At 69.4% G+C, this 20164-nt stretch carries 19 protein-coding genes; 11 read left to right on the forward strand and 8 right to left on the reverse strand.

Features of this window, described 5'->3' with window-relative positions:
• Positions 1–91 precede the first annotated feature (91 nt).
• Both OG735_RS32535 and OG735_RS32540 read left to right on the forward strand, forming a co-directional pair.
• The gene (locus OG735_RS32535; RefSeq protein ID WP_327326707.1) at positions 92–1324 is read left to right on the forward strand and encodes an SAV2148 family HEPN domain-containing protein; all 1233 of its coding nucleotides are present in this window, start codon (positions 92–94) and stop codon (positions 1322–1324) included.
• Between the two features lie 71 nt (positions 1325–1395).
• Positions 1396–2118 carry a 3'-5' exonuclease gene (locus tag OG735_RS32540; protein WP_327326708.1) on the forward strand — a complete coding sequence of 241 codons (723 nt, stop codon included), beginning with the start codon at positions 1396–1398 and terminating at the stop codon, positions 2116–2118.
• A 165-nt stretch (positions 2119–2283) separates the two neighbouring features.
• Here OG735_RS32540 and OG735_RS32545 read toward each other — a convergent pair whose 3' ends face one another.
• Positions 2284–3135, reverse strand: coding sequence for a phosphotransferase enzyme family protein (locus tag OG735_RS32545; protein WP_327326709.1), 852 nt, complete (start codon positions 3133–3135; stop codon positions 2284–2286).
• Between the two features lie 211 nt (positions 3136–3346).
• On the opposite strand from OG735_RS32545, the gene OG735_RS32550 reads away from it, so the two are divergent.
• Genes OG735_RS32550 through OG735_RS32560 form a run of 3 tightly spaced genes read left to right on the forward strand, consistent with a single transcriptional unit; the run spans position 3347 to position 6347 of the window.
• The gene (locus OG735_RS32550) at positions 3347–4222 is read left to right on the forward strand and encodes a carbohydrate ABC transporter permease (RefSeq protein WP_327326710.1); all 876 of its coding nucleotides are present in this window, start codon (positions 3347–3349) and stop codon (positions 4220–4222) included.
• On the forward strand, positions 4219–5061 hold the full coding sequence (locus OG735_RS32555; RefSeq protein WP_327326711.1) for a carbohydrate ABC transporter permease: 843 nt from the start codon (positions 4219–4221) through the stop codon (positions 5059–5061). Before OG735_RS32550 ends, OG735_RS32555 begins: the two co-directional genes overlap by 4 nt.
• Positions 5061–6347, forward strand: coding sequence for an ABC transporter substrate-binding protein (locus tag OG735_RS32560; protein WP_327326712.1), 1287 nt, complete (start codon positions 5061–5063; stop codon positions 6345–6347). The genes OG735_RS32555 and OG735_RS32560 overlap by 1 nt, the downstream gene beginning before the upstream one ends.
• 548 nt (positions 6348–6895) lie before the next feature.
• Here OG735_RS32560 and OG735_RS32565 read toward each other — a convergent pair.
• Positions 6896–9172 carry an MMPL family transporter gene (locus OG735_RS32565; RefSeq protein ID WP_327326713.1) on the reverse strand — a complete coding sequence of 759 codons (2277 nt, stop codon included), beginning with the start codon at positions 9170–9172 and terminating at the stop codon, positions 6896–6898.
• A gap of 367 nt (positions 9173–9539) precedes the next feature.
• On the opposite strand from OG735_RS32565, the gene OG735_RS32570 reads away from it, so the two are divergent.
• From OG735_RS32570 to OG735_RS32580, 3 genes are all read left to right on the forward strand, one after another.
• Positions 9540–10739 (forward strand): S8 family peptidase, encoded by a 1200-nt coding sequence (locus tag OG735_RS32570; protein ID WP_327326714.1) that lies wholly within the window; start codon positions 9540–9542, stop codon positions 10737–10739.
• A 77-nt stretch (positions 10740–10816) separates the two neighbouring features.
• Complete coding sequence (locus OG735_RS32575; protein ID WP_327326715.1) at positions 10817–11365, forward strand: DUF1697 domain-containing protein; 549 nt, start codon at positions 10817–10819, stop codon at positions 11363–11365.
• Positions 11358–11720: a nuclear transport factor 2 family protein gene (locus tag OG735_RS32580; RefSeq protein ID WP_327326716.1), complete on the forward strand. Its 363-nt coding sequence runs from the start codon at positions 11358–11360 to the stop codon at positions 11718–11720. The genes OG735_RS32575 and OG735_RS32580 overlap by 8 nt, the downstream gene beginning before the upstream one ends.
• A gap of 42 nt (positions 11721–11762) precedes the next feature.
• Here OG735_RS32580 and OG735_RS32585 read toward each other — a convergent pair whose 3' ends face one another.
• Positions 11763–12599 carry an aldo/keto reductase gene (locus tag OG735_RS32585; RefSeq protein ID WP_327326717.1) on the reverse strand — a complete coding sequence of 279 codons (837 nt, stop codon included), beginning with the start codon at positions 12597–12599 and terminating at the stop codon, positions 11763–11765.
• Positions 12600–12635: 36 nt separating this feature from the next.
• Between OG735_RS32585 and OG735_RS32590 the strand changes: the two genes are divergently transcribed.
• The 3 genes from OG735_RS32590 (at position 12636) to OG735_RS32600 (ending at position 14980) form a co-directional block, all read left to right on the forward strand.
• Positions 12636–13643 (forward strand): ketopantoate reductase family protein, encoded by a 1008-nt coding sequence (locus tag OG735_RS32590; protein WP_327326718.1) that lies wholly within the window; start codon positions 12636–12638, stop codon positions 13641–13643.
• Between the two features lie 55 nt (positions 13644–13698).
• Complete coding sequence (locus tag OG735_RS32595; protein WP_327326719.1) at positions 13699–14319, forward strand: mycothiol-dependent nitroreductase Rv2466c family protein; 621 nt, start codon at positions 13699–13701, stop codon at positions 14317–14319.
• Positions 14320–14398: 79 nt separating this feature from the next.
• Positions 14399–14980, forward strand: coding sequence for a TIGR03086 family metal-binding protein (locus OG735_RS32600; protein ID WP_327326720.1), 582 nt, complete (start codon positions 14399–14401; stop codon positions 14978–14980).
• Between the two features lie 40 nt (positions 14981–15020).
• Here OG735_RS32600 and OG735_RS32605 read toward each other — a convergent pair whose 3' ends face one another.
• The 5 genes from OG735_RS32605 to OG735_RS32625 form a co-directional block, all read right to left on the reverse strand.
• Positions 15021–15767, reverse strand: coding sequence for a sirohydrochlorin chelatase (locus tag OG735_RS32605; protein WP_327326721.1), 747 nt, complete (start codon positions 15765–15767; stop codon positions 15021–15023).
• Between the two features lie 8 nt (positions 15768–15775).
• Complete coding sequence (locus tag OG735_RS32610) at positions 15776–16669, reverse strand: ABC transporter permease (RefSeq protein ID WP_327326722.1); 894 nt, start codon at positions 16667–16669, stop codon at positions 15776–15778.
• Entirely contained in the window at positions 16656–17456 is an 801-nt protein-coding gene (locus OG735_RS32615) for an ABC transporter ATP-binding protein (protein WP_327326723.1), read from the reverse strand. The genes OG735_RS32610 and OG735_RS32615 overlap by 14 nt, the downstream gene beginning before the upstream one ends.
• Positions 17457–17492: 36 nt before the next feature.
• The gene (locus OG735_RS32620) at positions 17493–18605 is read right to left on the reverse strand and encodes an aliphatic sulfonate ABC transporter substrate-binding protein (RefSeq protein ID WP_327326724.1); all 1113 of its coding nucleotides are present in this window, start codon (positions 18603–18605) and stop codon (positions 17493–17495) included.
• A gap of 218 nt (positions 18606–18823) precedes the next feature.
• Entirely contained in the window at positions 18824–20164 is a 1341-nt protein-coding gene (locus OG735_RS32625) for a sulfate adenylyltransferase subunit 1 (protein WP_327326725.1), read from the reverse strand.

Here is a 20164-nt window from a genome sequence, read left to right on the forward strand (position 1 = left end):
GAAAGGACACTGCCGTTCCGGCTGCACCGTGTCCCGCAGGCGGAGTACTCTTCCTTGATCGTTGAAGGGGGAAGGGAAGAGGGGTGCGCGGGTGAGCTCGGGAGGGCTGGAGCTACCCCCAGGTGACGCTGGTCACGAGGGGGGCTCCGCCGACGCGCCGCCCGGAGCGGTCTCCCTCGCACAGCCGATGGAGATCGGGGCGGAACTGGACTGGGGCGCGGACGCCTGGAGCGAGGTGCGTACGCGCGCCCAACGTGCCGGGCGGGCCTACATTTGGCTGAACCTGGTGGAGCAGCGGCTGCGGGCCGTGGTGGCAGCGGTGCTGCGCCCCATCTATGAACCGGTGCACGGCGACGACTGGGTGGTGGCCGCGGCGGGGCCCGCGGGGCAGGAGTGGGTACAGCGCGCGGTCGCCGTACGGGAGGTCTCGCGCCGCAAGGGCTATCTGCTGGACCCGGCGGACGACAATGTCCTGTCCTTCCTGACCCTCCCGCAGCTGCGGGAACTGATGGTCCAGCACTGGCCGTGCTTCGAGCCGTACTTCGACGACCGGCGCGATGTCGAGCTGGCGCTGGACGAGCTGGAAGTCGCGCGCAATGTCGTCTCCCGCAACCGCGCGCTGAACGAGGCGGTGCTCGCCCAGGCCGAGCGCGCCTCCGCCCGGCTCCTGGGGATACTCGGCAGCGGCGCGGGCGTGCCCTCGGCCGACCGCCTCCCGGTCGACGCGGTCGAGGATCTCGTCGGCGACCGTTACGCGGATGTGGTCTCCGTCCACCCCGACCGGGTCCGGCTGCAGCGCCAGCTCCCCGCCGAAGACCTCTTCGGCGGTGCGCGCCGCCTCGACGCGATCGGCATAGGCCTGAACCTCCTGGTCCAGAACTTCTCCGGCCGACGGCTGGTCCACCTGGCCGAATCAGGCTGCCGGGTCCGGCTGCTCTTCCTTAATCCGGCGAGCAGTGCGGTCAAGCGCCGCGAACGCGAACTGGGCCTGAAGAAGGGCGAGCTGAGCCGCACGGTGGAGATGAACATTCTCCATATGCGCCGCGTCCGCTCGCGCCTCCGTGACCCGGGCGCCTTCGAGATCCAGGTCTTCGACGAGACACCGCGCTTCACCGCCTACCTGGTCGACGGCGACGGCCCGGACGGCCTCGCCGTCATCCAGTCCTATCTGCGCCGGGCGCGGGGGATGGAGGCGCCGGTGCTGGTGCTGCGGGGCGGGGGGCGTGCGGTGGTTCGCGCCAGCCATGACGGCGAGAACGGACTTTTCCAGACATACCGCGAGGAGTTCGAGTCCGTATGGGCGGACTCGCGTCCCGTCTCCTGAGTTGTCAGTGGCGCGTGGGAGGGTGAAAGTCCACGGGGGAACGCACCACCGCACCACGAAGGAGGGCCACGATGGCTTGGCACGGGGAACCGCTGATCGGCTTCGATCTGGAGACGACGGGTACGGAGCCGCTGGAAGCGCGGATCGTGACGGCGGCGATCGTCGGGGTGCAGTCGGGGGAGCCGGTCCGGCGGCGGGGCTGGCTGGCGGACCCGGGCATCCGCATCCCGGCGCAGGCGTCGGCGATCCACGGCATCAGCAGCGAGCGGGCTACGGCGGAGGGCCGCCCGGCGCGCGAGGTGGCGGACGAGATCGCGGAGACGCTGAGCGGGTACTGGGCGCAGGGGGTGCCGGTCGTCGCGTACAACGCGGCATTCGATCTGACGCTGCTGACGGCGGAGTTGCAGCGCCACGAGCTGCCCTCCCTGACGGACCGCCTTTCGGGCCGCCCGATCGGCCCGGTGATCGACCCGTACACCATTGACCGGGCGGTCGACCGTTACCGCAAGGGCAAGCGCACACTGGAGGCGGTCTGCGTCGAGTACGGCGTGGTCCTGGGCACGGCCCACGATGCGTCCGCGGACGCACTGGCGGCGGTGCGGGTGGCCCAGGCGATAGCCGAACGGCACGGCCCGGTTGCGGCGTTGACTCCGGCGGAACTGCATGAGCGCCAGGTCGAATGGTACGCGGAGTGGGCGACGGACTTCCAGCGCTTCCTGCGGAAGAAGGGCAGCGCGGACGCGGTGGTGGACGCATCCTGGCCGGTGCGGGAGCTGGTGCCGTCGGTGGGCTGAGCCCGGGTCTTCTCCCTCAATCGCCGGCGAGGCCTGAAATCAAGCCCGTCCTGCGATTGAGGACACACGCGAAGCGCGTTCGGGTCCCAGGGGCGAAGCCCCTTGGTTACGGGAAGGGGCGGGGTGGGGGAGCAAGCCCCGCCGCGGGCGTCCGCCTTCGTACCGTCAGAAGGCGTGCCAGCGCACCCTCTCCGCACCCTCACGCAGTGACGCGACCCGCCGAGCGAACTCCTCCCGCGCAGCCGGGTTCGTCGGGGCGTGCTGCGCCACCCATGCGCAGCTTGCCGTTTCGCGGGCACCGCGCAGGACCGCGCACCCGGGCCACTCACGGACGTCCCAGCCGTACGCCTCGGTGAACGACTCATACGCGTCGGGCGCCAGTCCGTAGCGGTCGCGAGACAACGCCATGACCACCAGGTCGTGCTCGCGGAGGTCCGACGAGAATGTTTCCAGGTCCACCAGGACCGGGCCGTCCGGGCCCACATGGACGTTGCGGGGCAGTGCGTCGCCGTGGATCGGGCCCGGCGGCAGATGTGGGGTGAGCGCGGACGCGGCCTCGGCAAAACCGTCGCGGCGCTTGCGCAGATAGTCCGCGTCGGCCGGGTCGATCGCCTCGCCCGCAAGACGCAGCCAGCGCTCGACGCCCCCGAGCAGTTCCCGCCGCGGAAGGGAGAAGGACGGGGATTCAAGCGCATGGATCCGGCGCAGCAGCCGCGCCAGATCCGCGGGCTCCGCCGGACGCACCGCATCCGGCAGCCGGTGCCAGACTGTCACCGGATGGCCCTCCACCAGGCGGGCCTTCGGCTCGGCCGACCGGACCGCGGGCACGCCCGCCTCCGACAGCCACGCCCCCACGGCCAGTTCGCGCTCCGCACGCGCCATCAGCTCCGCGTCCCGGCCGACCTTGACGACCACCTCGCCCGCCCCGAACACCGCGTTCTCGCCGAGCGCGAGCAGCGCCGCATCGGCAGGAAGTCCCGCAGCCGCCAGCACCGCGCGCGCTCGTGTCTCGTCCATTGGTCTCTCCCACCGCTCCCGCCGCTCGCACGAATCCGCCAAAGTCTCGCATCCATGCAGGTTGGGTTGACGAACCGACGAACCGTCAGCACGATGACGGAGGCCGCCTGGGCGGCCGGACCAGGATGGGCCGCCCAAAGGAGTCGGATCCGTGACATTGGCGACGGCAACGCCGCGGTCCAGTAAGCCGCGGCCCCGGAATGCGCGGTCCATGAAGCAGCCGGACCACGGGGCCTGGTTCCTGGTGCTGCCTGCCCTGATCCCGATTCTGGTGCTGAGCGTCGGGCCGCTGCTCTACGGCATATCGCTCGCCTTCACCGATTCCCAGGCGGGCCGCACCGAGCCCACCCAGTGGATCGGGACGCTGAACTTCCAGGACCTGCTTCACGACACGCTCTTCTGGGACTCGTTCAGGATCGGTCTGCTCTGGGCGATCGGCGTGACGGTCCCACAGTTCCTGCTCGCGCTCGGTCTGGCTCTCCTGCTCAACCAGAACCTCCGCTTCCGCTGGCTGGCGCGCGCCCTGGCGATCATCCCCTGGGCCATGCCCGAGGTCGTCGTCGGCATCATGTGGCGGCTTGTATACAACCCCGACGCGGGCATCCTGAACGAGACCATCCGTGACTTCGGGCTCGGAGACGGACGGGACTGGCTGACCGGACTCGCCACCGCGCTGCCCGCCGTGATCGTCGTCGGGATCTGGGCAGGTATGCCGCAGACCACCGTCGCGCTGCTCGCCGGACTTCAGAACACCCCGCACGAGCTCCACGAGGCCGCCGCGCTCGACGGCGCCGGTGCCTGGCGCCGGTTCCGTACCGTCACCTGGCCCGCTCTCAAGCCCGTCGCGCTGGCCATCACCGCGCTCAACCTCATCTGGAACGTCAACTCCTTCGCCCTGGTGTACGTGCTCACCACCGGCGGACCCGGCGGCCGCACCCGCCTCCCCATGCTCTTCGCCTACGAAGAGGCCTTCCGCTACGGCCAGTTCGGCTACGCCGCCGCGATGGGCTGCATCATGGTCGCGGTGATCTCGGTGATGCTCGCGCTCTACCTCGTAGGACGGCTCAAGGAAGGGGCGGAGCAGTGACAACGCTGCGCACCAGCAGGTCCGGCCGCGCCGGCCAGTACGTGGCGCTCCTCTGCTACCTCGTCTTCCTCGCGTTCCCTTTCCTCTGGCTGATCTCCACCGCCTTCAAACCGCCGCGCGAACTGGGCTCGCTGCACCCCACCTGGATTCCGAACGACCCCACCCTCGCCAACTTCCGGCAGGCCTTCGACGAGCAGCCGCTCCTCCAGGCCGCCGGCAACAGCCTGATCGCGGCCCTGTCCGCCGCGCTGATCGCCGTCGTGATCGCGACGCCCATGGCCTACGCCATGGCCCGCAACCGCAACAGGCTCTCCGCCGCAGCCACCGGCTGGGTCGTGGTCAGTCAGGCGTTCCCGTTCGTCCTGGTGATCATTCCGCTGTTCCTGATCCTGAAGAACCTGCATCTGATCAACACACTGTTCGGTCTGATCATGGTGTATGTCGTCTGGTCGCTGCCGTTCGCGCTCTGGATGCTGGTCGGGTACGTACGGGCCGTGCCGCGCGAGCTGGAGGAGGCGGCGTCCGTCGACGGCGCGGGCAAGCTCCGCACGCTCGTCTCGGTCACCGCCCCGCTGCTCGCGCCCGGCATCGTCGCCACCGCGCTGTTCGCCTTCATCACCGCATGGAACGAGTTCTTCTTCGCGCTCGTCCTGCTCAAGACTCCGGAGAAGCAGACCTTGCCGGTCGTCCTCACGCACTTCCTCGGCGCGGAGGGCGTCGCGGATCTCGGGCCGCTTGCCGCTGCCGCGTTCCTCGCGACGATGCCCTCGCTCGTCATCTTCGCGATCATCCAGAAGCGGATCACGGGCGGGATGCTGACAGGGGCGGTGAAGAGCTGATGCGGAGAGTCGCGGCCGCGGCCGCCGTGTGCGCGCTACTGCTGACCGGCTGCTCCGCCGACGATGGAGCCGACAGCGGAAGGATCAGGCTCCGCTTCCAGTCCCTGGCCTGGCAGGACGAGTCCGTCGACGCCAACAAGGACCTGGTGAAGGAGTGGAACACGAGCCACCCCGACGTCCAGGTGGAGTACGTCCAGGGCAGTTGGGACAGCATCCATGACCAGCTGCTGACCTCTTTCGAGGGCGGCGAGGCGCCGGACATCATCCATGACGCCTCCGACGACCTCGCCGACTTCGCGTACGGCGGCTACCTCGCCGATCTGAGTGGGCTGCTGCCGGAGCGCCTCACGTCGGACATCCCGCGGCAGAGTTGGGAGACGGCGACCTTCGCCAAGGGGGTCTACGGCGTGCCTTTTCTCCAGGAACCGCGCGTTCTCATCGCCAACAAGAAGATCCTCGACTCCTCAGGGGTCCGCATTCCGACGGCCGGGAAGCCGTGGAGCTGGGAGGAGTTCCGCCAGGTCACCAAGACGCTCACGGAGAAGATGGGGGAGGGGAAGTACGGTGTCGCCTGGCCGCTCAAGGAGCCGGTCTCGGCCACTCTCAACCTCTCCCTCTCCACCGGCGGTCAGGTCTTCCGCCGTGGCGCGGACGGCAAGGTCGAGGTCCGCTTCGACGCGGCCGACCAGGTGGTGCCCCGCACCATCAACGCACAGGTCAACACCGACGGGAGCGCATCGCGCACCACTCTCGGCTCGGGCGGCTCCGACACCCTGCCGGGCTTCTTCGGCGGCAAGTACGCGATGGTCCCGCTCGGTTTCTCCTACCGCCAGCAGATCGTCCAGCAGGCACCGAAGGGCTTCGAGTGGCAGGTGCTGCCCGCCCCTGCGGGAGCCGGTGGGCTCACCCAGGGCGTGAGCCCGCAGACCCTCTCTGTCGCCGAGGACAGCCCGCACAAGAAGGAGGCGGCCGAGTTCATCGACTTCATGCTCCAGCCACGGAACATGGTGCGGCTGGCGAAGGGCGACTGGATGCTGCCGACGGGTACGAAGGCACTGGCGGACCCGGCCCTGCACACCGAGAAGGAGGGCTGGTCCACGGGCGCCGCGCTCGCGCGGGATCTGCGCTCAGCGCCGGCCCAGTCGGTGCGGGGCTACCCGGAGTGGAAGGACAAGGTCGCGACGCCGGCGCTGCAGGAGTACTACAGCGGTGCGATCGACGCGGCCGAGCTGGAGAACCGCCTCGTCAACGACGGCAACCTGGTGCTGTCCCGCTACCAACGCTGACGCCCGGGGGTGCGGGTCCGTTTTATCCCCCACCCCGCCCCTTCCCGAAACTGGGGGGTGCCCCCTGGCCCCCTGCTGAGGGAGCTGACGCCCCCCGCACCCCGCAGCGGCTGCTTTGCGCCGCGGCCGCAGATAGAAGGTCCCACTCCGAGTGGGAGAACGTTGGAGGCTGACGCCCCGACACCCCCGGTGCGGCGGCTTCGCGTCGCAGACCACAGACCCGGGGGCTCGCCCCCGACCGGCGGCTTCGTGCCGCGAACGCGGGGGCACCGAACGCCGACGGGCGCCCGGCGGGTGCCGGGCCTGTCCCTGGCAGGGGGACGCGCAGGGGTCGTGTTCGGGACGTAAAGCGTCGCAACTCGCGCGAAGCGCGGTGAGGAAAGCAGTCCAGGACACGAGCCCCGGAGCGGACCCCGGACGGCCACCGACACAAGACCGGGCACGCCCAAGCACGCCGGACCCGCGCCCCGCCAGGGGACCCGCGCCGCGCAAAACACCCGCGGCCCGGGAGCGCGCGCTCCCGGGCCGCGGGGGGCATCAAACCCGCCTCAGACGCGGGCCGGTTCCGGTCGGCCGTCGTCGTGGCGCGGCGTCCCCACCGGCGCCCCAACCGGCGGCGCCACCGCCGACTCGTCATGCGTCAGATCCGGCAGCCACCGCAGCCACTTCGGGAAGTACCAGTTCCGGTCACCCAGCAGCGCCATGATCGCCGGGAGCAGCACCCCGCGGATGACCGTCGCGTCGATCAGAACCGCCGCCGCGAGGCCGACGCCCATCTGCTTCATCGACTGCATCGACAGCGTGCCGAAGATCGCGAACACCGCAACCATGATGACCGCCGCGCTCGTCACCACGCCCGCCGTCGTCACCACGCCATGGGTGATCGCCTCCCGCGTACCACGCCCCTGCATTTTCGCCTCGCGGATCCGGGACACCACGAACACGTGGTAGTCCATCGAGAGTCCGAAAAGGATCACGAAGAGGAACAGCGGCAGCCACGTGATGATGGCGCCCACGCCCTCCGCGCCGACCAGCGACGCGCCCCAGCCGTGCTGGAAGACCGCGGTGAGGATGCCGTACGCCGCGCCCACCGACAGCAGGTTGAGCACGATCGAGGTGATCGCGATCGTCAGCGACCTGAACGACAGCAGCATCAGGATGAAGGCGAACACCACCACAAAGGCGAAGACGGGTGCCACCGCCCCGGTGAGCTGGTCGTTGAAGTCCTTCGAGCCCGCGACCTGACCGGTGATCGGCGCCTGGAGGCCGTCGACCCTGCCGAGCGTGGCCGGCCTGACCGTGTCGCGCAGGATGCCCAGACTCTTCTCCGCCTTGTCCTGGTCGGAGCCGCCCACCAGCGGTACGTATACGAAGGCGAGGTTCTGCGCGTCGTGCCGGACCACCTCGATGGGCCCCCGGGACGCGCCCGAACTCACCGCCTGCTTACGGAAGTCGTCGATCGCCTGCTTCACCGGCGTCGCGTTGATGTCGTCCGCCTTGACGATGACCGCCGCCGGGTCCGCACCACCCGGGAACGCCTCGTTGATCCGCCCGTATGTCGCCACGATCGGCACCGAGTCGCCGAACTCCTGGTCCAGCGTGAGGTTCTGCGTCTTCATGCCGAGCGCGGGCAGTGCGATGGCGACCAGCGCTCCCGCGGCCACCACCAGCGACACCGCGGGACGCTTCAGTACGCCGCCGAGGACCCGGTTCCACACCCGGCTGCCGCTGTTCGTGCCGTTCACGCCGCGCTTCATGCGGCTGAGGAAGGGGATCCGCCCCTTCTCCACCCGTTCGCCGAGCAGCGAGAGCAGCGCCGGCAGCACCGTCACCGAGCCGACCATCGCCACGGCCACCACGATCAGCGAGGCCAGGCCCATCGACTCGAACGTGCCGATGCCGGTGAAGAGCATGCCGGCCATCGCCACGCACACCGTCACACCGGAGACGATGACGGCCCGGCCACTGGTCGCCGCAGCGATCTGCATCGCCGTGTGCGCGTCGCGTCCTGCGGCCCGCTCCTCGCGCTCGCGCCGCAGATAGAACAGGCAGTAGTCGACGCCGACCGCCAGACCCACCAGCAGCATCACGGAGCTTGCGCTGTCACTCATCGGCTGGAAGTGGCTGACGATGCCCATCAGCCCCATCGTCGCCATGATCGCGGTGATGGCCAGAGCTACCGGCAGCAGTGCGGCCACCAGCGCGCCGAAGGCGATCAGCAGAATGCCGAGCGCGACCGGCACCGCCGAGAGCTCCGCCTGCTGGAAGTCGTCGCCGAACGCGTCGTCGAAGGTCTTTCGCATGCTGGCGCCGCCGATCTCCTCGATCCGCAGCTCCTTGTGCCCGTCCTGGACCGTGGCAACGGCCTTGAGTACCGGTTCGATCCGGTCACCCGCCGTCTCGGGGTCCCCGCGCACATCGAACTGGACGAGCGCGCTGCGCCCGTCCTTCGAGATGCTCTTGGTGTCGTACGGAGACGTCACCCCGGTGACCGCGCCCGTGCCGCCGACCGCCTTCATCACCTCGTCGACGGCCTTGCGGAATCCCGCGTCGGTAGCCTTCACCGAGCCGTTGCGCGCCTGGACGAGCACCGTCTCGCCGGCCGGCTCCTCGACGCCCGCCTCCGCTGTGATCTTCGCGGCCTGGGTGGTCTCACCCTTCAGCTGTTCGCTGTCCTTGAGCTTGACGGTGCCCGCTGCCGAGCCGGCCGCCATGGCGAGAATGACGAACAACACCCAGATTCCCACTGCCGCCCAGCGGTGTCGCGCGCTCCAGCCGCCGGCCCGCGCGGCGATTCCGCGCGGACCTCTTCCTGCTTTCCCCATGACGGTCCTGCCCCCTCGAAATGACGTCGGCGCCTCGCCGTTGTCTCCGCTTCGAAGGTAAGGGCACATTCAGGCCGTCTCCTCCTGCTTGCCGGTGACCCGGCGAGGTGGTTCTCTCCTCCTTTCGGACCGGTCGGATCCCCGACAAGAAGGATCGAAGCCCCTTACATCTAAAGGGGGTTGGGGGTGAAGTCCGACTTGTGAGGCCCTGGCCGATTCATTATTACGAAACCTTGTTGAGTAAGTCACAGCTGTATGAAGGTCTTGATCTGGGCGCGTCAATCGGTCAGGGTTTCGAATCAGCCCCCGGAGATTTTCCGTCCGAAGGGCAATCCCCCCACAAATGATGACGAGGAGCCCCCTCTTCATGGCAACTCACAAGCGCGCGAGCAGGATCAAGCTCACCGCGGCGATAACCGCCGTGGCTGCCGCAGCCGGAGTGACCGTACTCAACACCTCGTTCGCCGGCGCGGCGCCCTCCCCACAGGGCACCATCTACGGTGCGCATGCCGCAGGCGCGATCGACGGCAGCTACATCGTGATGCTGGACAAGAAGGCCGACAAGCAGGACCTGGCCAAGGAGTACGGCGGCAAGCTGCAGCGCAACTACAGCTCCGCCATCAACGGCTTCTCCGCCAGCGGCCTCACGGAGACCGAGGCCAAGCGCCTCGCCGCCGACCCGTCCGTCGCCAAGGTCGTCCAGAACAAGAAGTTCTCGATCAACGCGACCCAGGACAATCCGCCGTCCTGGGGCATCGACCGGATCGACCAGGCCGACACGGTCGGCGACAAGAAGTACACCTACCCGGACAGCGCGGGCGAGGGTGTGACGGCGTACGTCATCGACACCGGAGTCCGTATCACCCACAAGGACTTCGAGGGTCGCGCCACGCACGGCTTCGACGCCGTGGACAACGACGACTCCGCCGACGACGGCAACGGCCACGGCACCCATGTCGCCGGCACCATCGCCGGCGCCACTTACGGTGTCGCCAAGAAGGCGAAGGTCGTCGCCGTCCGTGTCCTCGACAACAACGGCTCCGGTACGACGGAGCAGGTCGTCGCGGGAATCGACTGGGTCACCAAGAACCACAAGGGCCCGTCCGTCGCCAACATGAGCCTCGGCGGCGGCGCCGACGAGGCGCTCGACGAGGCTGTCCGCAAGGCGATCGCCTCCGGCGTCACCTTCGCCGTCGCGGCCGGCAACGAGTCCGCCGACGCGAGCCAGGGCTCCCCGGCACGCGTCAAGGAAGCGATCACCGTCGCCTCCTCCACCAAGGAGGACCAGCAGTCGGACTTCTCCAACTTCGGCGCGGTCGTGGACATCTACGCCCCGGGCTCGGACATCACCTCGTCGTGGAACGACAGCGACGAGGGTACGAAGACCATCTCCGGCACCTCGATGGCGACCCCGCATGTGGTCGGCGCTGCGGCGGTCTACCTCGGCGGTCACAAGGACGCCACCCCGGAGCAGGTCGCCAAGGCCCTGACCGACGGCGCCACGCCCGACAAGATCTCCAACCCCAGCGCGGGCACGCCCAACAAGCTGCTGAAGGTCGTCGAGTAGCCGACGGACTCCAACGCTGAACCGGCGGTCGCCGTGCCCTCCCCCACGGGGCGCGGCGGCCGCCTTATTGTGTGGCGATGACCACGAGGTATGCGGCCCTGCTGCGCGGGATCAATGTGGGCGGGCACAGGAAGGTGCCCATGGTGGAACTCCGTGAACTGCTCGCGGAACTGGGGCACGGCGACGTCGCCACGTATCTGCAGAGCGGCAACGCCGTCTTCACCAGCGACTCGGACGACGAGAAGGCACTCGGCGCCTCTCTGGAGAGGGCCATCGAGAAGCAGTTCGGCTTCGGCGTCGACTGCCTGGTGCGCAACGGTACGTATCTGAAGGCGGTCGCCGACGCGTGCCCCTTTCCCGCCGCCTCGCTCGAGGGCAGGCAACTGCACGTCACCTACTTCTCGGAGCGTGTCGGCCCCGAGCGGCTCGCCCCTATCGACGCATCGGCGCATCTGCCGGAGGAGTTCCGGCTCGGCGACCGGGTGCTGTATCTGTATGCCCCGAACGGCCTCGGCCGCTCCAAGCTGGCCGAAGCGCTCGCGAGACCGAGCCTGTTCAAGGGCATCGTCGCTACCAGCCGTAACTGGAACACCGTCCTCAAACTGGTGGAGCTGACCCGTGACTGATCTCACCAAGGCCGTCCATGGAGCCATGGAGGCGGAATTCCGTCTTCTCGACCCGATGGTGCGCTCCTCGCCTCAGCTGCTTGCCGATCTGTTCCACCCGGACTACCTGGAGTTCGGCACCTCGGGCAGGCGCTGGGACCGGGCGTCGATCCTCGCCACCCTCATGGCGCGGGACGTGCCCGCGCCGCGGCCCATCACCACCTCGGAGATGAAGGGTGTACAGCTCGCACCGGACGTGGTGCATCTGACCTTCGACACGGAGTCGGGCGCTCACCGTGCCCACCGCAGTTCGCTGTGGCGCCTGACCAGTGGCAACTGGCTTCTCTACTTCCACCAGGGCACGCGGGCTCAGTGAGGAAGGAGCAGGTCACCGGAGGGTCGGTCACCGAGGGGCCGGTCACCGAAGGGCCGTCAGATCCGCCTGGGTGAGCCGGATCGTGGCCGCGTCCAGGTTCTCCTCCAGATGCGCGAGCGATCCGGTACCCGGCGTCGGACACAGCACCGGGGAGCGGTGCAGCAGCCAGGCGAGGGCGATTTGGCCCCTGCTCGCGCCATGGCGTGCGGCGACCGTGTCGAGCGCGGCGGCCCTCTCGCCGGTCAGGGCTCCATTGGCGAGCGGGAACCACGGCAGGAAGGCGAGACCGTTCGCCTCGCACACCTCGAGCACGGCCTCCGACTCCCGGTCGATGAGATTGAAGCGGTTCTGCACCGAGGCGATCGGCGCGAGAGCCAGCGCTTTTCTCAGCTGACCGGCGGTGACCGTGTCCAGACCGATGTGCCCGATCTTGCCCTCGGCCCTCAACTCCTCGAGCGTGCCCAGTTGTTCGGCGAGCGGCACCTCCGGGTCCAGTCGGTGCAGCTGGTACAGGCCGATCGTCTCCGTACGCAGCCGGCGCAGACTCGCCTCGCACATCGCGCGCAACTGCTCGGGCCGTCCCGCGATGTGCCAGGCACTGTCGCTCGTACGCACCACCCCGCCCTTCGTCGCGAGGACCAGGTCGGCCGGATACGGGTGCAGCGCCTCGGCGACGAGCTCCTCGGCAAGGTGTGGGCCGTAGTTGTCGGCGGTGTCGATGAGCGTGACGCCTCGCTCGACCGCCCGCCGCAGCACCGCGAGGGCGTCCGCGCGCTCACCGCGCGGCCCCCAGTACCCCCGGCCGGCGAGCTGCGCGGTGCCGTAGCCGAGTCGGCGTACGGTCCGCTCCCCGCCGAGCCGGAAAGTCTCCAAGATCATGGCTGGACCGTACCCGAATGTGCGAGCCTCGTACGTATGCGCTACATCATCATCGGGGCAGGGGCGATCGGCGGCACCATCGGCGGACGGCTTGCCGAGGCGGGGCACGAGGTGGTGCTCGTCGCGCGCGGCGCGCACTTCGAGGCGCTGCGGACGAATGGACTGCGGCTCACCACGGCAGAGGGGACCAGTACGCACCGGCTGCCCGTCGTGGACCGGCCCGGCGCGTTCGAACTGCGCCCGGACGACGTCCTGTTCCTCTCGGTGAAGACGCAGGACAGCACGGCCGCGCTGGAGGACTGGGCCGCGCAGCCCGTCGCCGGCGGCGGCACCGCGGGCGAACTGCTGCCGCTGGTCTGCGCGCAGAACGGCGTGGAGAGCGAGCGCCTCGCCCTGCGCCGCTTCCGCCGTGTGTACGGCATGTGTGTCTACCTTCCCGCCAGCTACCTCGAGCCGGGTTCGGTCTCGGCTCTCGGTGCTCCGCTGACCGGCATCCTGCACCTGGGCCGCTATCCGTCCGGAGCGGACGAGACCGCGCTGCGTATCTCCGCCGACCTGGAGAAGTCCGGACTGCTCGCACCGGTCGTCCCTGATGTCATGCGCTGGAAGTACGCGAAGCTGACCAACAATGTCGCCAACGCCGTCGAGGCCGCCACCGGAGTGATCGCCGACGAGGACGGTGTCCGGCTCGCCAGGCGTGCGACGGCGGAGGCCCGCGCGGTGCTCGCGGCCGCGGGTATCGAGGTGGTGAGCGAGACGGAGCAGAAGGAGTTCAGGAGCGACAAGATCCGCTTCGACCCGCTGGACGGGTCGAAGCGCGGCGGCGGCTCGTCCTGGCAGAGCCTCAACCGCGGTACGGGCACGATCGAGGCCGACTACCTCAACGGCGAGATCGCCCTGGTCGGCCGTATCCACGGCGTACCCACGCCGGTGAACGACGCCCTGCAGCGCGTCGCCAACGGCTTCGCCCGCGAAGGCAGGGCCGCAGGATCGATGTCCCTCGCCGAGCTGACCGCACTCGTCGACGCCGAAGTGGCCCAGTGATTCATACCGTGAATGGCCCAGGTCCTGGGTCCACTCCGGGCCTAGCCTGAGGGCTGTGAACACTGCGGGAAACAAGACCGCGGTCGACTTCTGGTTCGACCCCGCCTGCCCCTTCGCCTGGATCACCTCCCGCTGGATCCTGGAGGTCGAGCGGAAGCGCGACATCGGGCTGCGCTTCCGGCCGATGAGCCTGTATCTGCACAACACCGGCAATGAACTGCCCGACTGGTACCGCGAGTTGGTCGACAAGTCGATCGGCCCGGTACGGGTGGCGGTCGCCGCGGCCGAGCAGCACGGCGACGGGATCCTGCGCGATCTCTACACCGCCTTCGGCACCCGTATCCATGAGCAGGGCAACAAGGACTTCGACGAGGTCATCGCCGAGGCCCTCGCCGAGCTGGGGCTGCCGGAGTCCCTCGCGAAGGCCGCGCACGACCCGGCGCACGACGAAGCGGTACGCCACAGCCATGAGGCGGGCAAGGACCCGGCGTCCGACGCTTATGTCGGCACGCCCACCATCCATGTCGACGGCACGGTCTGGTTCGGCCCGGTCCTCAACTCGATCCCGCGCGGCGAGGAGGCGGCCCGGCTCTTCGACAGCTTCCGTGTCATCGCCGGCTTTCCGGACTTCTTCGAGCTCAAGCGCACCCGCACCGGCCGCCTCGCCTTCGACTGAGCCAGGGCCGCTCGGGGCTGTCCGGCGGCGTCGCGTTTGTTCAAGACCCGGCCCCGCGACCGAAAATAGTGTGCTGTGCATGGACAAGGACACCGTGTACCCGTACCTGACCGAGTGCGCCGCCGAAGCCGCCCGGATCGCCCGCGGCGTCAGCGCAGACCAGCTGTCCGCACCGACGCCCTGCAAGGAGTGGGACGTCCGCGGACTCGTCAACCATCTCGTCCTCTACTCCTCGCACGGCCTCGAGCACCGTGCGCTGCGCAAGCAGCTGCCCGAGGAGCTCACCGGCCGCGACTTCACCACCGAGGCCGACTGGGCGGAGCAGTACGCGGCTCAGCTGGACCGCGCCACCGCCGCATGGTCGGATCCGGCCGTCTGGGAGGGCGAGGTGGACCTCGGTTTCGCCGCGATGCCCGCGCCCGAGATCGCCTCGCTGATCACCAAGGAACTGGCCGTCCACGGCTGGGACCTGGCCCGCGCGACCGGGCAGGACCACCGGATCTCGGAGGCGGCCGCGGCGCTGATCCTGACCGTCGTCGACGAGCACGCCGAGGTCTACCGCCAGTACGACGGCTTCGCCGACCCCGTACCGCAGCCGGACGAGGCCCCCGCTTTCGAGCGGGCGCTGGCCGACAGCGGCCGCGATCCGCGGTGGGCTTGATGGCCGGCCCGTCCGGCGATCGGGGACAGCGCGGCCATGTTCACGCGGTGACCGCCAGCGGCCGGTCGACCCGCACCGCGTCGTAGCGCCGGAGCAGCAGCCGCGCCAGCTCCGGCGCGGCGCCCAGGACATCGGCGATCACGTCCGCGTCCTCGGCCCCGCGGGCGATGCGGTCCGGGAGAAAGCCCGGAGCGATGACATACGGAGCCACCGCCACCTGCCGTACGCCCTCGGCCCGGAGCTCGCGCACCGCGTCCTCGGTGCGCGGAAGAGATGCGGAGGCGAACGCAGGCCGCACGGCGCACCAACCGGTGTGCCGCAGCTCCCGCGCGATTTCAGCGATCACTGCGATCGCCTCCGGGGCTGTGGAGCCCGCCGAGGCCAGAACCAGCCCCGCCGAGCTCTTCTGGGACGGGTCGAGCCCGGCCTCGTACAGCCGCCGCTCCAAGGCGCGGAGGAGCAGCGGGGACGGGCCGAGGACGTCGGCCTGACGGATCCGCAGGCGCGGCAGCCGCGCCGAAGCCTCGTGCAGTACGGCGGGGATGTCGGCCTTCGCGTGGAAGGCGCGCGTCAGCAGCAGCGGGAGCGCGACCACATCCTCGACGCCCTCGGCCGCCAGCCGCTCCAGCACCCTGGGGACGGTTGGGGCGTTGAAGTCGAGGAAGCCCGTCTCCACGCGCAGCCCCGGCCGCAGCGAACGGGCACGCTCCACCAGGGCATGCACGGTCGCCGCGTGCCGCGGGTCGCGGCTGCCGTGGGCGATGACGAGGAGGACAGGACGGTGCATGGCGGAGCTCAGTTCTTCACAAGGAGACCGCGGCTGCGCAGCACCCACCGCTCCAGCGGACTGAAGATCAGCAGGTCGATCGCGATACCGACGATCAGGATCAGAATGATGGCGAGGAAGACTCCGGGCATGTCGGCGTTGTTGCGGCCGTTCTCGAGCAACTGGCCCAGGCCCAGGCCCAGTTCGGGCGAGGAGGCGATGATCTCCGCGGCCATCAGCGAACGCCAGGAGAACGCCCAGCCCTGCTTGAGCCCCGCCACATAGCCGGGCAGCGCGGCCGGCAGCACTATGTGCCACGTTCCGCGCAGCCCGGTCGCGCCGAGCGTGCGCCCGGCCCGCAGGAACAGCGGCGGCACCTGGTCGACACCGGACACCAGTCCGTTGGCGATGGACGGCACCGCGCCCAGCAGGATCACCGCGTACATCATCGATGGTTCGAGGCCGAGCCAGATGACGGCCGGGGGCACCCAGGCGACCGACGGGAGGGACTGCAGCCCGGAGAGGATCGGACCGATCGCCGCCCGTACGAACTTCACCCGGGCGACCAGCAGCCCCAGCGGCGTACCGATGGCCAGCGCCATCAGGAAGCCCAGCAGACCGCGCGAGACGCTGGTCCACACGACCTCGAGCAGTGTGCCCTCCAGCCACATCTGGGACACGCTGTCCCACACCGCGGACGGCGCGGGCAGCTTGTACTCCTCGGTGGCCTTCGCCCAGACCAGCACCTGCCACACCACGATCACCAGCGCGACGGCGATCAGCGGCGGCAGGACCTTCTTCAGCAGCACCTCGCGTACGGGTGTGCGGTTGACCTGCACCGCGTCGAGTGCGTCGAGGCCGGCCTCCAGACCGGCGAGATCGTCGGCCTTCGCCACCTTCGGGGTGGTGTCAGTGCTGGCCATGTCGGCGGATCTCCCCACGCAGTTCTTCGGTGATCTCGACGGACAGCTCCGCCACGGCGGCATCCTCGATACGGCGCGGCTGCTCGATGTCGACCGTCCACTCCCGGGCGATCCGGCCCGGACGCGATGACAGCAGCACCACCCGCTCCGCCAGCCGCACCGCCTCACGGACGTTGTGCGTGACAAAGAGAACCGAGACGTTCGTCTCGCGCCAGATCCGGGTCAGCTCGTTGTGCAGTACGTCCCGTGTGATTGCATCCAGCGCCGCGAACGGCTCGTCCATCAGCAGCAGTTGGCTGTCCTGCGCCAGGGCCCGCGCCATCGCGACGCGCTGCCGCATACCACCGGACAGCTCGTGCACCCGCTTGTCGTACGAACCCTGGAGGCGTACGAGCTCAAGCAGCCGCTCCGCTTCGATGCGCCGCTGCCCCTTGGGCACGCCGCGCAGCCGCAGCGCCAGTTCGATGTTCTTGCCCGCGGTCAGCCACGGGAACAGCGCATGCTCCTGGAACATCAGGGCGGGCCGCCCGCCGGGGGTCTCGATGGACCCCGCGGTCGGACGGTCGAGCCCCGCCACCAGATTGAGCAGCGTCGACTTTCCGCACCCGGAGGCTCCCAGGAGGGTGACGAACTCACCCGGAGCGACATCGAGACTGATGTCGTCCAGCACGAGCTGCTGCCCGGAAGGTCCGGCGAAGGACTTCGAGACATGCTCGAGACGGGCGGCGGGCAGGTCCGTCGCACGGTCCTCGGCCTGGGCCTTGTCCTTGGTGAGGGTCTGGGCCATGGTCGTCACCTCCTGGGAGTGAACGGGGAGCGAGGGTTACTTGACGCCGAGCGAGGCGTCGGCGACCTCGGGCTTGCCCGCGGCCTTGAGGACCTTGTTCAGCGGCTTCAGGTCGTAGATCCCGGCGAGGTCGGGCTGCTTCAGCAGACCGGCCTTGACCGCGTGCTCGGCCTCCGCCTGCAGCGTCGCGGCCAGCGGGTCGTCCGTGAACTGGATGGACTTCCACGCCGGGTCGATGACCTCGGGCGGCAGAGCCTTGCCGCTGAGCTCCTTGAGCTTGGCGTTCGCGGACGCCTTCGCCTTGTCCGGGTTGGCGTTGATCCACGCGTTGGTCTTCACCGAGCCGCGCAGCACCGCCTCGACGACGTCCGGGTGCTCCTTGAGGAACTTCTGCGACACGATGATGTTCGTGATCACGAACTTCTTGTCGGGCCACAGCGTCGACTCGTCGAGCAGCACCTTCCCGCCCTCGCTGACCAGCTTGGACGCGGTCGGCTCCGGCACCCACGCGCCGTCGATGGCACCGGACTTGTAGGCGTCAGGGGTGACCTTGTTCTCCGTACGGACCACGGAGACGTCGCCCTTGCCGCTCTGCGCGTCGACCTTCCAGCCCTTCTCGGAGATCCAGTTGAGGAACGCCACGTCCTGGGTGTTGCCGAGCTGCGGCGTGGCGATCTTCTTGCCCTTGATGTCGTCCAGGGACTTGATCTTCTTGGGGTTGACGACGAGCTTCACACCGCCGGACGCGGCGCCGCCGACGATCCGCAGGCTCTGGCCCTTGGACTTGACGTAGCCGTTGATGGACGGCGAGGGGCCGATGAAGCCGATGTCGATGGAGCCCGCGTTCAGCGCCTCGATCTCGGAGGGGCCGGCGTTGAAGGTCGAGGCGGCCAGCTTCGTGCCGCCCAGCTCCTTCTGGATGATGCCTTCCTGGTCGCCGACCAGGGCGGTGGCGTGTGTGAGGTTCGGGAAGTATCCGACCTTCACGGTGTCCAGGCCGCCGACTTTCTCGCCCTTGGCGGCGGGAGCGACCTTGTCGTCCTTCTTGGCGTCCGAGCCGTAGCCGCAGGCGGTGAGCGCCACGGCGAGCAGCGGAAGGGCGGCGGCAGCGGCGAGGCTGCGGTGCAGGGTGGTACGGCTGGCAGGCACGGGAGGGTTTCCTCTCGGAGGCCCGGTTCTTACGTCACTTCGGACGTGGCCGGGGTGTCGGCGGTCTTCGTCGGTGCAGGGTGCGGGGGGTGCGGGCGCGCAGGCAGTGCGCGTACGTCATCGCGCACATCGCGCCACCCCGCCCGTTCCCGCGCCGAGGTTGCCGCTGCCGACGCGGCCGCCCTCCTTCGCGAACGTCGCGTAGAAGTCGGTGGTCATCAGAAGTCCCACCCCTCGTCGTCGGCCTCGTGCACGACCTCGGCGCTGGTGGCGAAGGAGTCGCCCGCCATGCCGGCCGCCAGTGTGGTGCCGTCCGCGGGGTCGATCAGCAGGAATGACCCGGTGCGGCGGGAGTCCGCGTACGAGTCGAGCGCGAGCGGCTCGGCGGTACGGACCTTGACCTGGCCGATGTCATTGGCGACCAGCTGACCGGGGTTCGGGTGCTGCGAGAGGTCGTCAAGGGTCAGCCGCGACGGGATCTCCTTGACGATCGCCTTGACCGTGCGGGTGGTGTGCTTGAGCAGCACCCGCTGGCCGACGGTGAGCGGCTGGTCCGCGACATGGCAGACCGTCGCCTCGATGTCCTGCGTGGTCGCGGGCGCGTCGCCGCTCGGCACGATCAGATCGCCACGCGAAATGTCGATGTCGTCCTCGAGGAGAAGAGTGATGGACTGCGGGGTCCAGGCGATGTCCACCGATTCGCCGAGCAGATCGATCCCGGCGATCTTCGAGGTGCGGCCCGCCGGCAGAACGGTCACCTGCTCGCCGACCCGGAAGGTGCCGGCGGCGATCTGGCCCGCGTAGCCCCGGTAGTCGGGGTGCTCGGCGGTCTGCGGACGGATCACGTACTGCACCGGCAGCCGCGCGTGGCAGCCGGTCAGATCGTGGCTGACCGGGACCGTCTCCAGGTGCTCCAGGACGGTCGGACCGCCGTACCAGTCCATGTTGGCGCTGGGCTCCACCACATTGTCGCCGGCGAGCGCGGAGATCGGGATCGCGGTGATCTCCGGAACGCCGAGCGACGCCGCGTAGGAGGTGAACTCCTCCGCGATCGCAGCGAAGACGGGCTCGGCGTAATCGACGAGGTCCATCTTGTTCACGGCGAGAACGACATGCGGGACGCGCAGCAGGGCTGCGACCGCGGCATGGCGGCGGGTCTGCTCGACGACGCCGTTGCGCGCGTCGACCAGCACGACCGCGAGCTCGGCCGTGGACGCGCCGGTGACCATGTTCCGGGTGTACTGCACATGCCCGGGGGTGTCGGCGAGGATGAACCGCCTGCGCGGGGTGGCGAAGTAGCGGTACGCCACATCGATGGTGATGCCCTGCTCCCGCTCGGCCCGCAGACCGTCGGTGAGCAGCGCCAGGTCGGGCGTCTCCTGACCGCGCGAGCGCGAGGCGTGCTCGACGGCCTCCAGCTGGTCGGTGAGAACCGACTTGGAGTCGTGCAGCAGCCGCCCCACCAGGGTCGACTTGCCGTCGTCGACGGACCCGGCGGTGGCGAAGCGCAGCAGGGTGGTGGCTGAGATCCCGGAGAGTTGCCCGGTCGTGGTGGTCAT

It is taken from the genome of Streptomyces sp. NBC_01210, assembly GCF_036010325.1.
In the GTDB taxonomy this organism is placed as follows: Bacteria; Actinomycetota; Actinomycetes; order Streptomycetales; family Streptomycetaceae; genus Streptomyces.

Coding starts and splice junctions, on each gene's coding strand:
- OG735_RS32565 (WP_327326713.1), bottom strand. CDS start 9,172: ATGGGGAAAGCAGGAAGAGGTCCGCGCGGAATCGCCGCGCGGGCCGGC.
- OG735_RS32570 (WP_327326714.1), top strand. CDS start 9,540: ATGGCAACTCACAAGCGCGCGAGCAGGATCAAGCTCACCGCGGCGATA.
- OG735_RS32590 (WP_327326718.1), top strand. CDS start 12,636: ATGCGCTACATCATCATCGGGGCAGGGGCGATCGGCGGCACCATCGGC.
- OG735_RS32625 (WP_327326725.1), bottom strand. CDS start 20,164: ATGACCACCACGACCGGGCAACTCTCCGGGATCTCAGCCACCACCCTG.
- OG735_RS32600 (WP_327326720.1), top strand. CDS start 14,399: ATGGACAAGGACACCGTGTACCCGTACCTGACCGAGTGCGCCGCCGAA.
- OG735_RS32550 (WP_327326710.1), top strand. CDS start 3,347: ATGAAGCAGCCGGACCACGGGGCCTGGTTCCTGGTGCTGCCTGCCCTG.
- OG735_RS32585 (WP_327326717.1), bottom strand. CDS start 12,599: ATGATCTTGGAGACTTTCCGGCTCGGCGGGGAGCGGACCGTACGCCGA.
- OG735_RS32540 (WP_327326708.1), top strand. CDS start 1,396: ATGGCTTGGCACGGGGAACCGCTGATCGGCTTCGATCTGGAGACGACG.
- OG735_RS32605 (WP_327326721.1), bottom strand. CDS start 15,767: ATGCACCGTCCTGTCCTCCTCGTCATCGCCCACGGCAGCCGCGACCCG.
- OG735_RS32615 (WP_327326723.1), bottom strand. CDS start 17,456: ATGGCCCAGACCCTCACCAAGGACAAGGCCCAGGCCGAGGACCGTGCG.
- OG735_RS32560 (WP_327326712.1), top strand. CDS start 5,061: ATGCGGAGAGTCGCGGCCGCGGCCGCCGTGTGCGCGCTACTGCTGACC.
- OG735_RS32575 (WP_327326715.1), top strand. CDS start 10,817: ATGACCACGAGGTATGCGGCCCTGCTGCGCGGGATCAATGTGGGCGGG.
- OG735_RS32610 (WP_327326722.1), bottom strand. CDS start 16,669: ATGGCCAGCACTGACACCACCCCGAAGGTGGCGAAGGCCGACGATCTC.
- OG735_RS32545 (WP_327326709.1), bottom strand. CDS start 3,135: ATGGACGAGACACGAGCGCGCGCGGTGCTGGCGGCTGCGGGACTTCCT.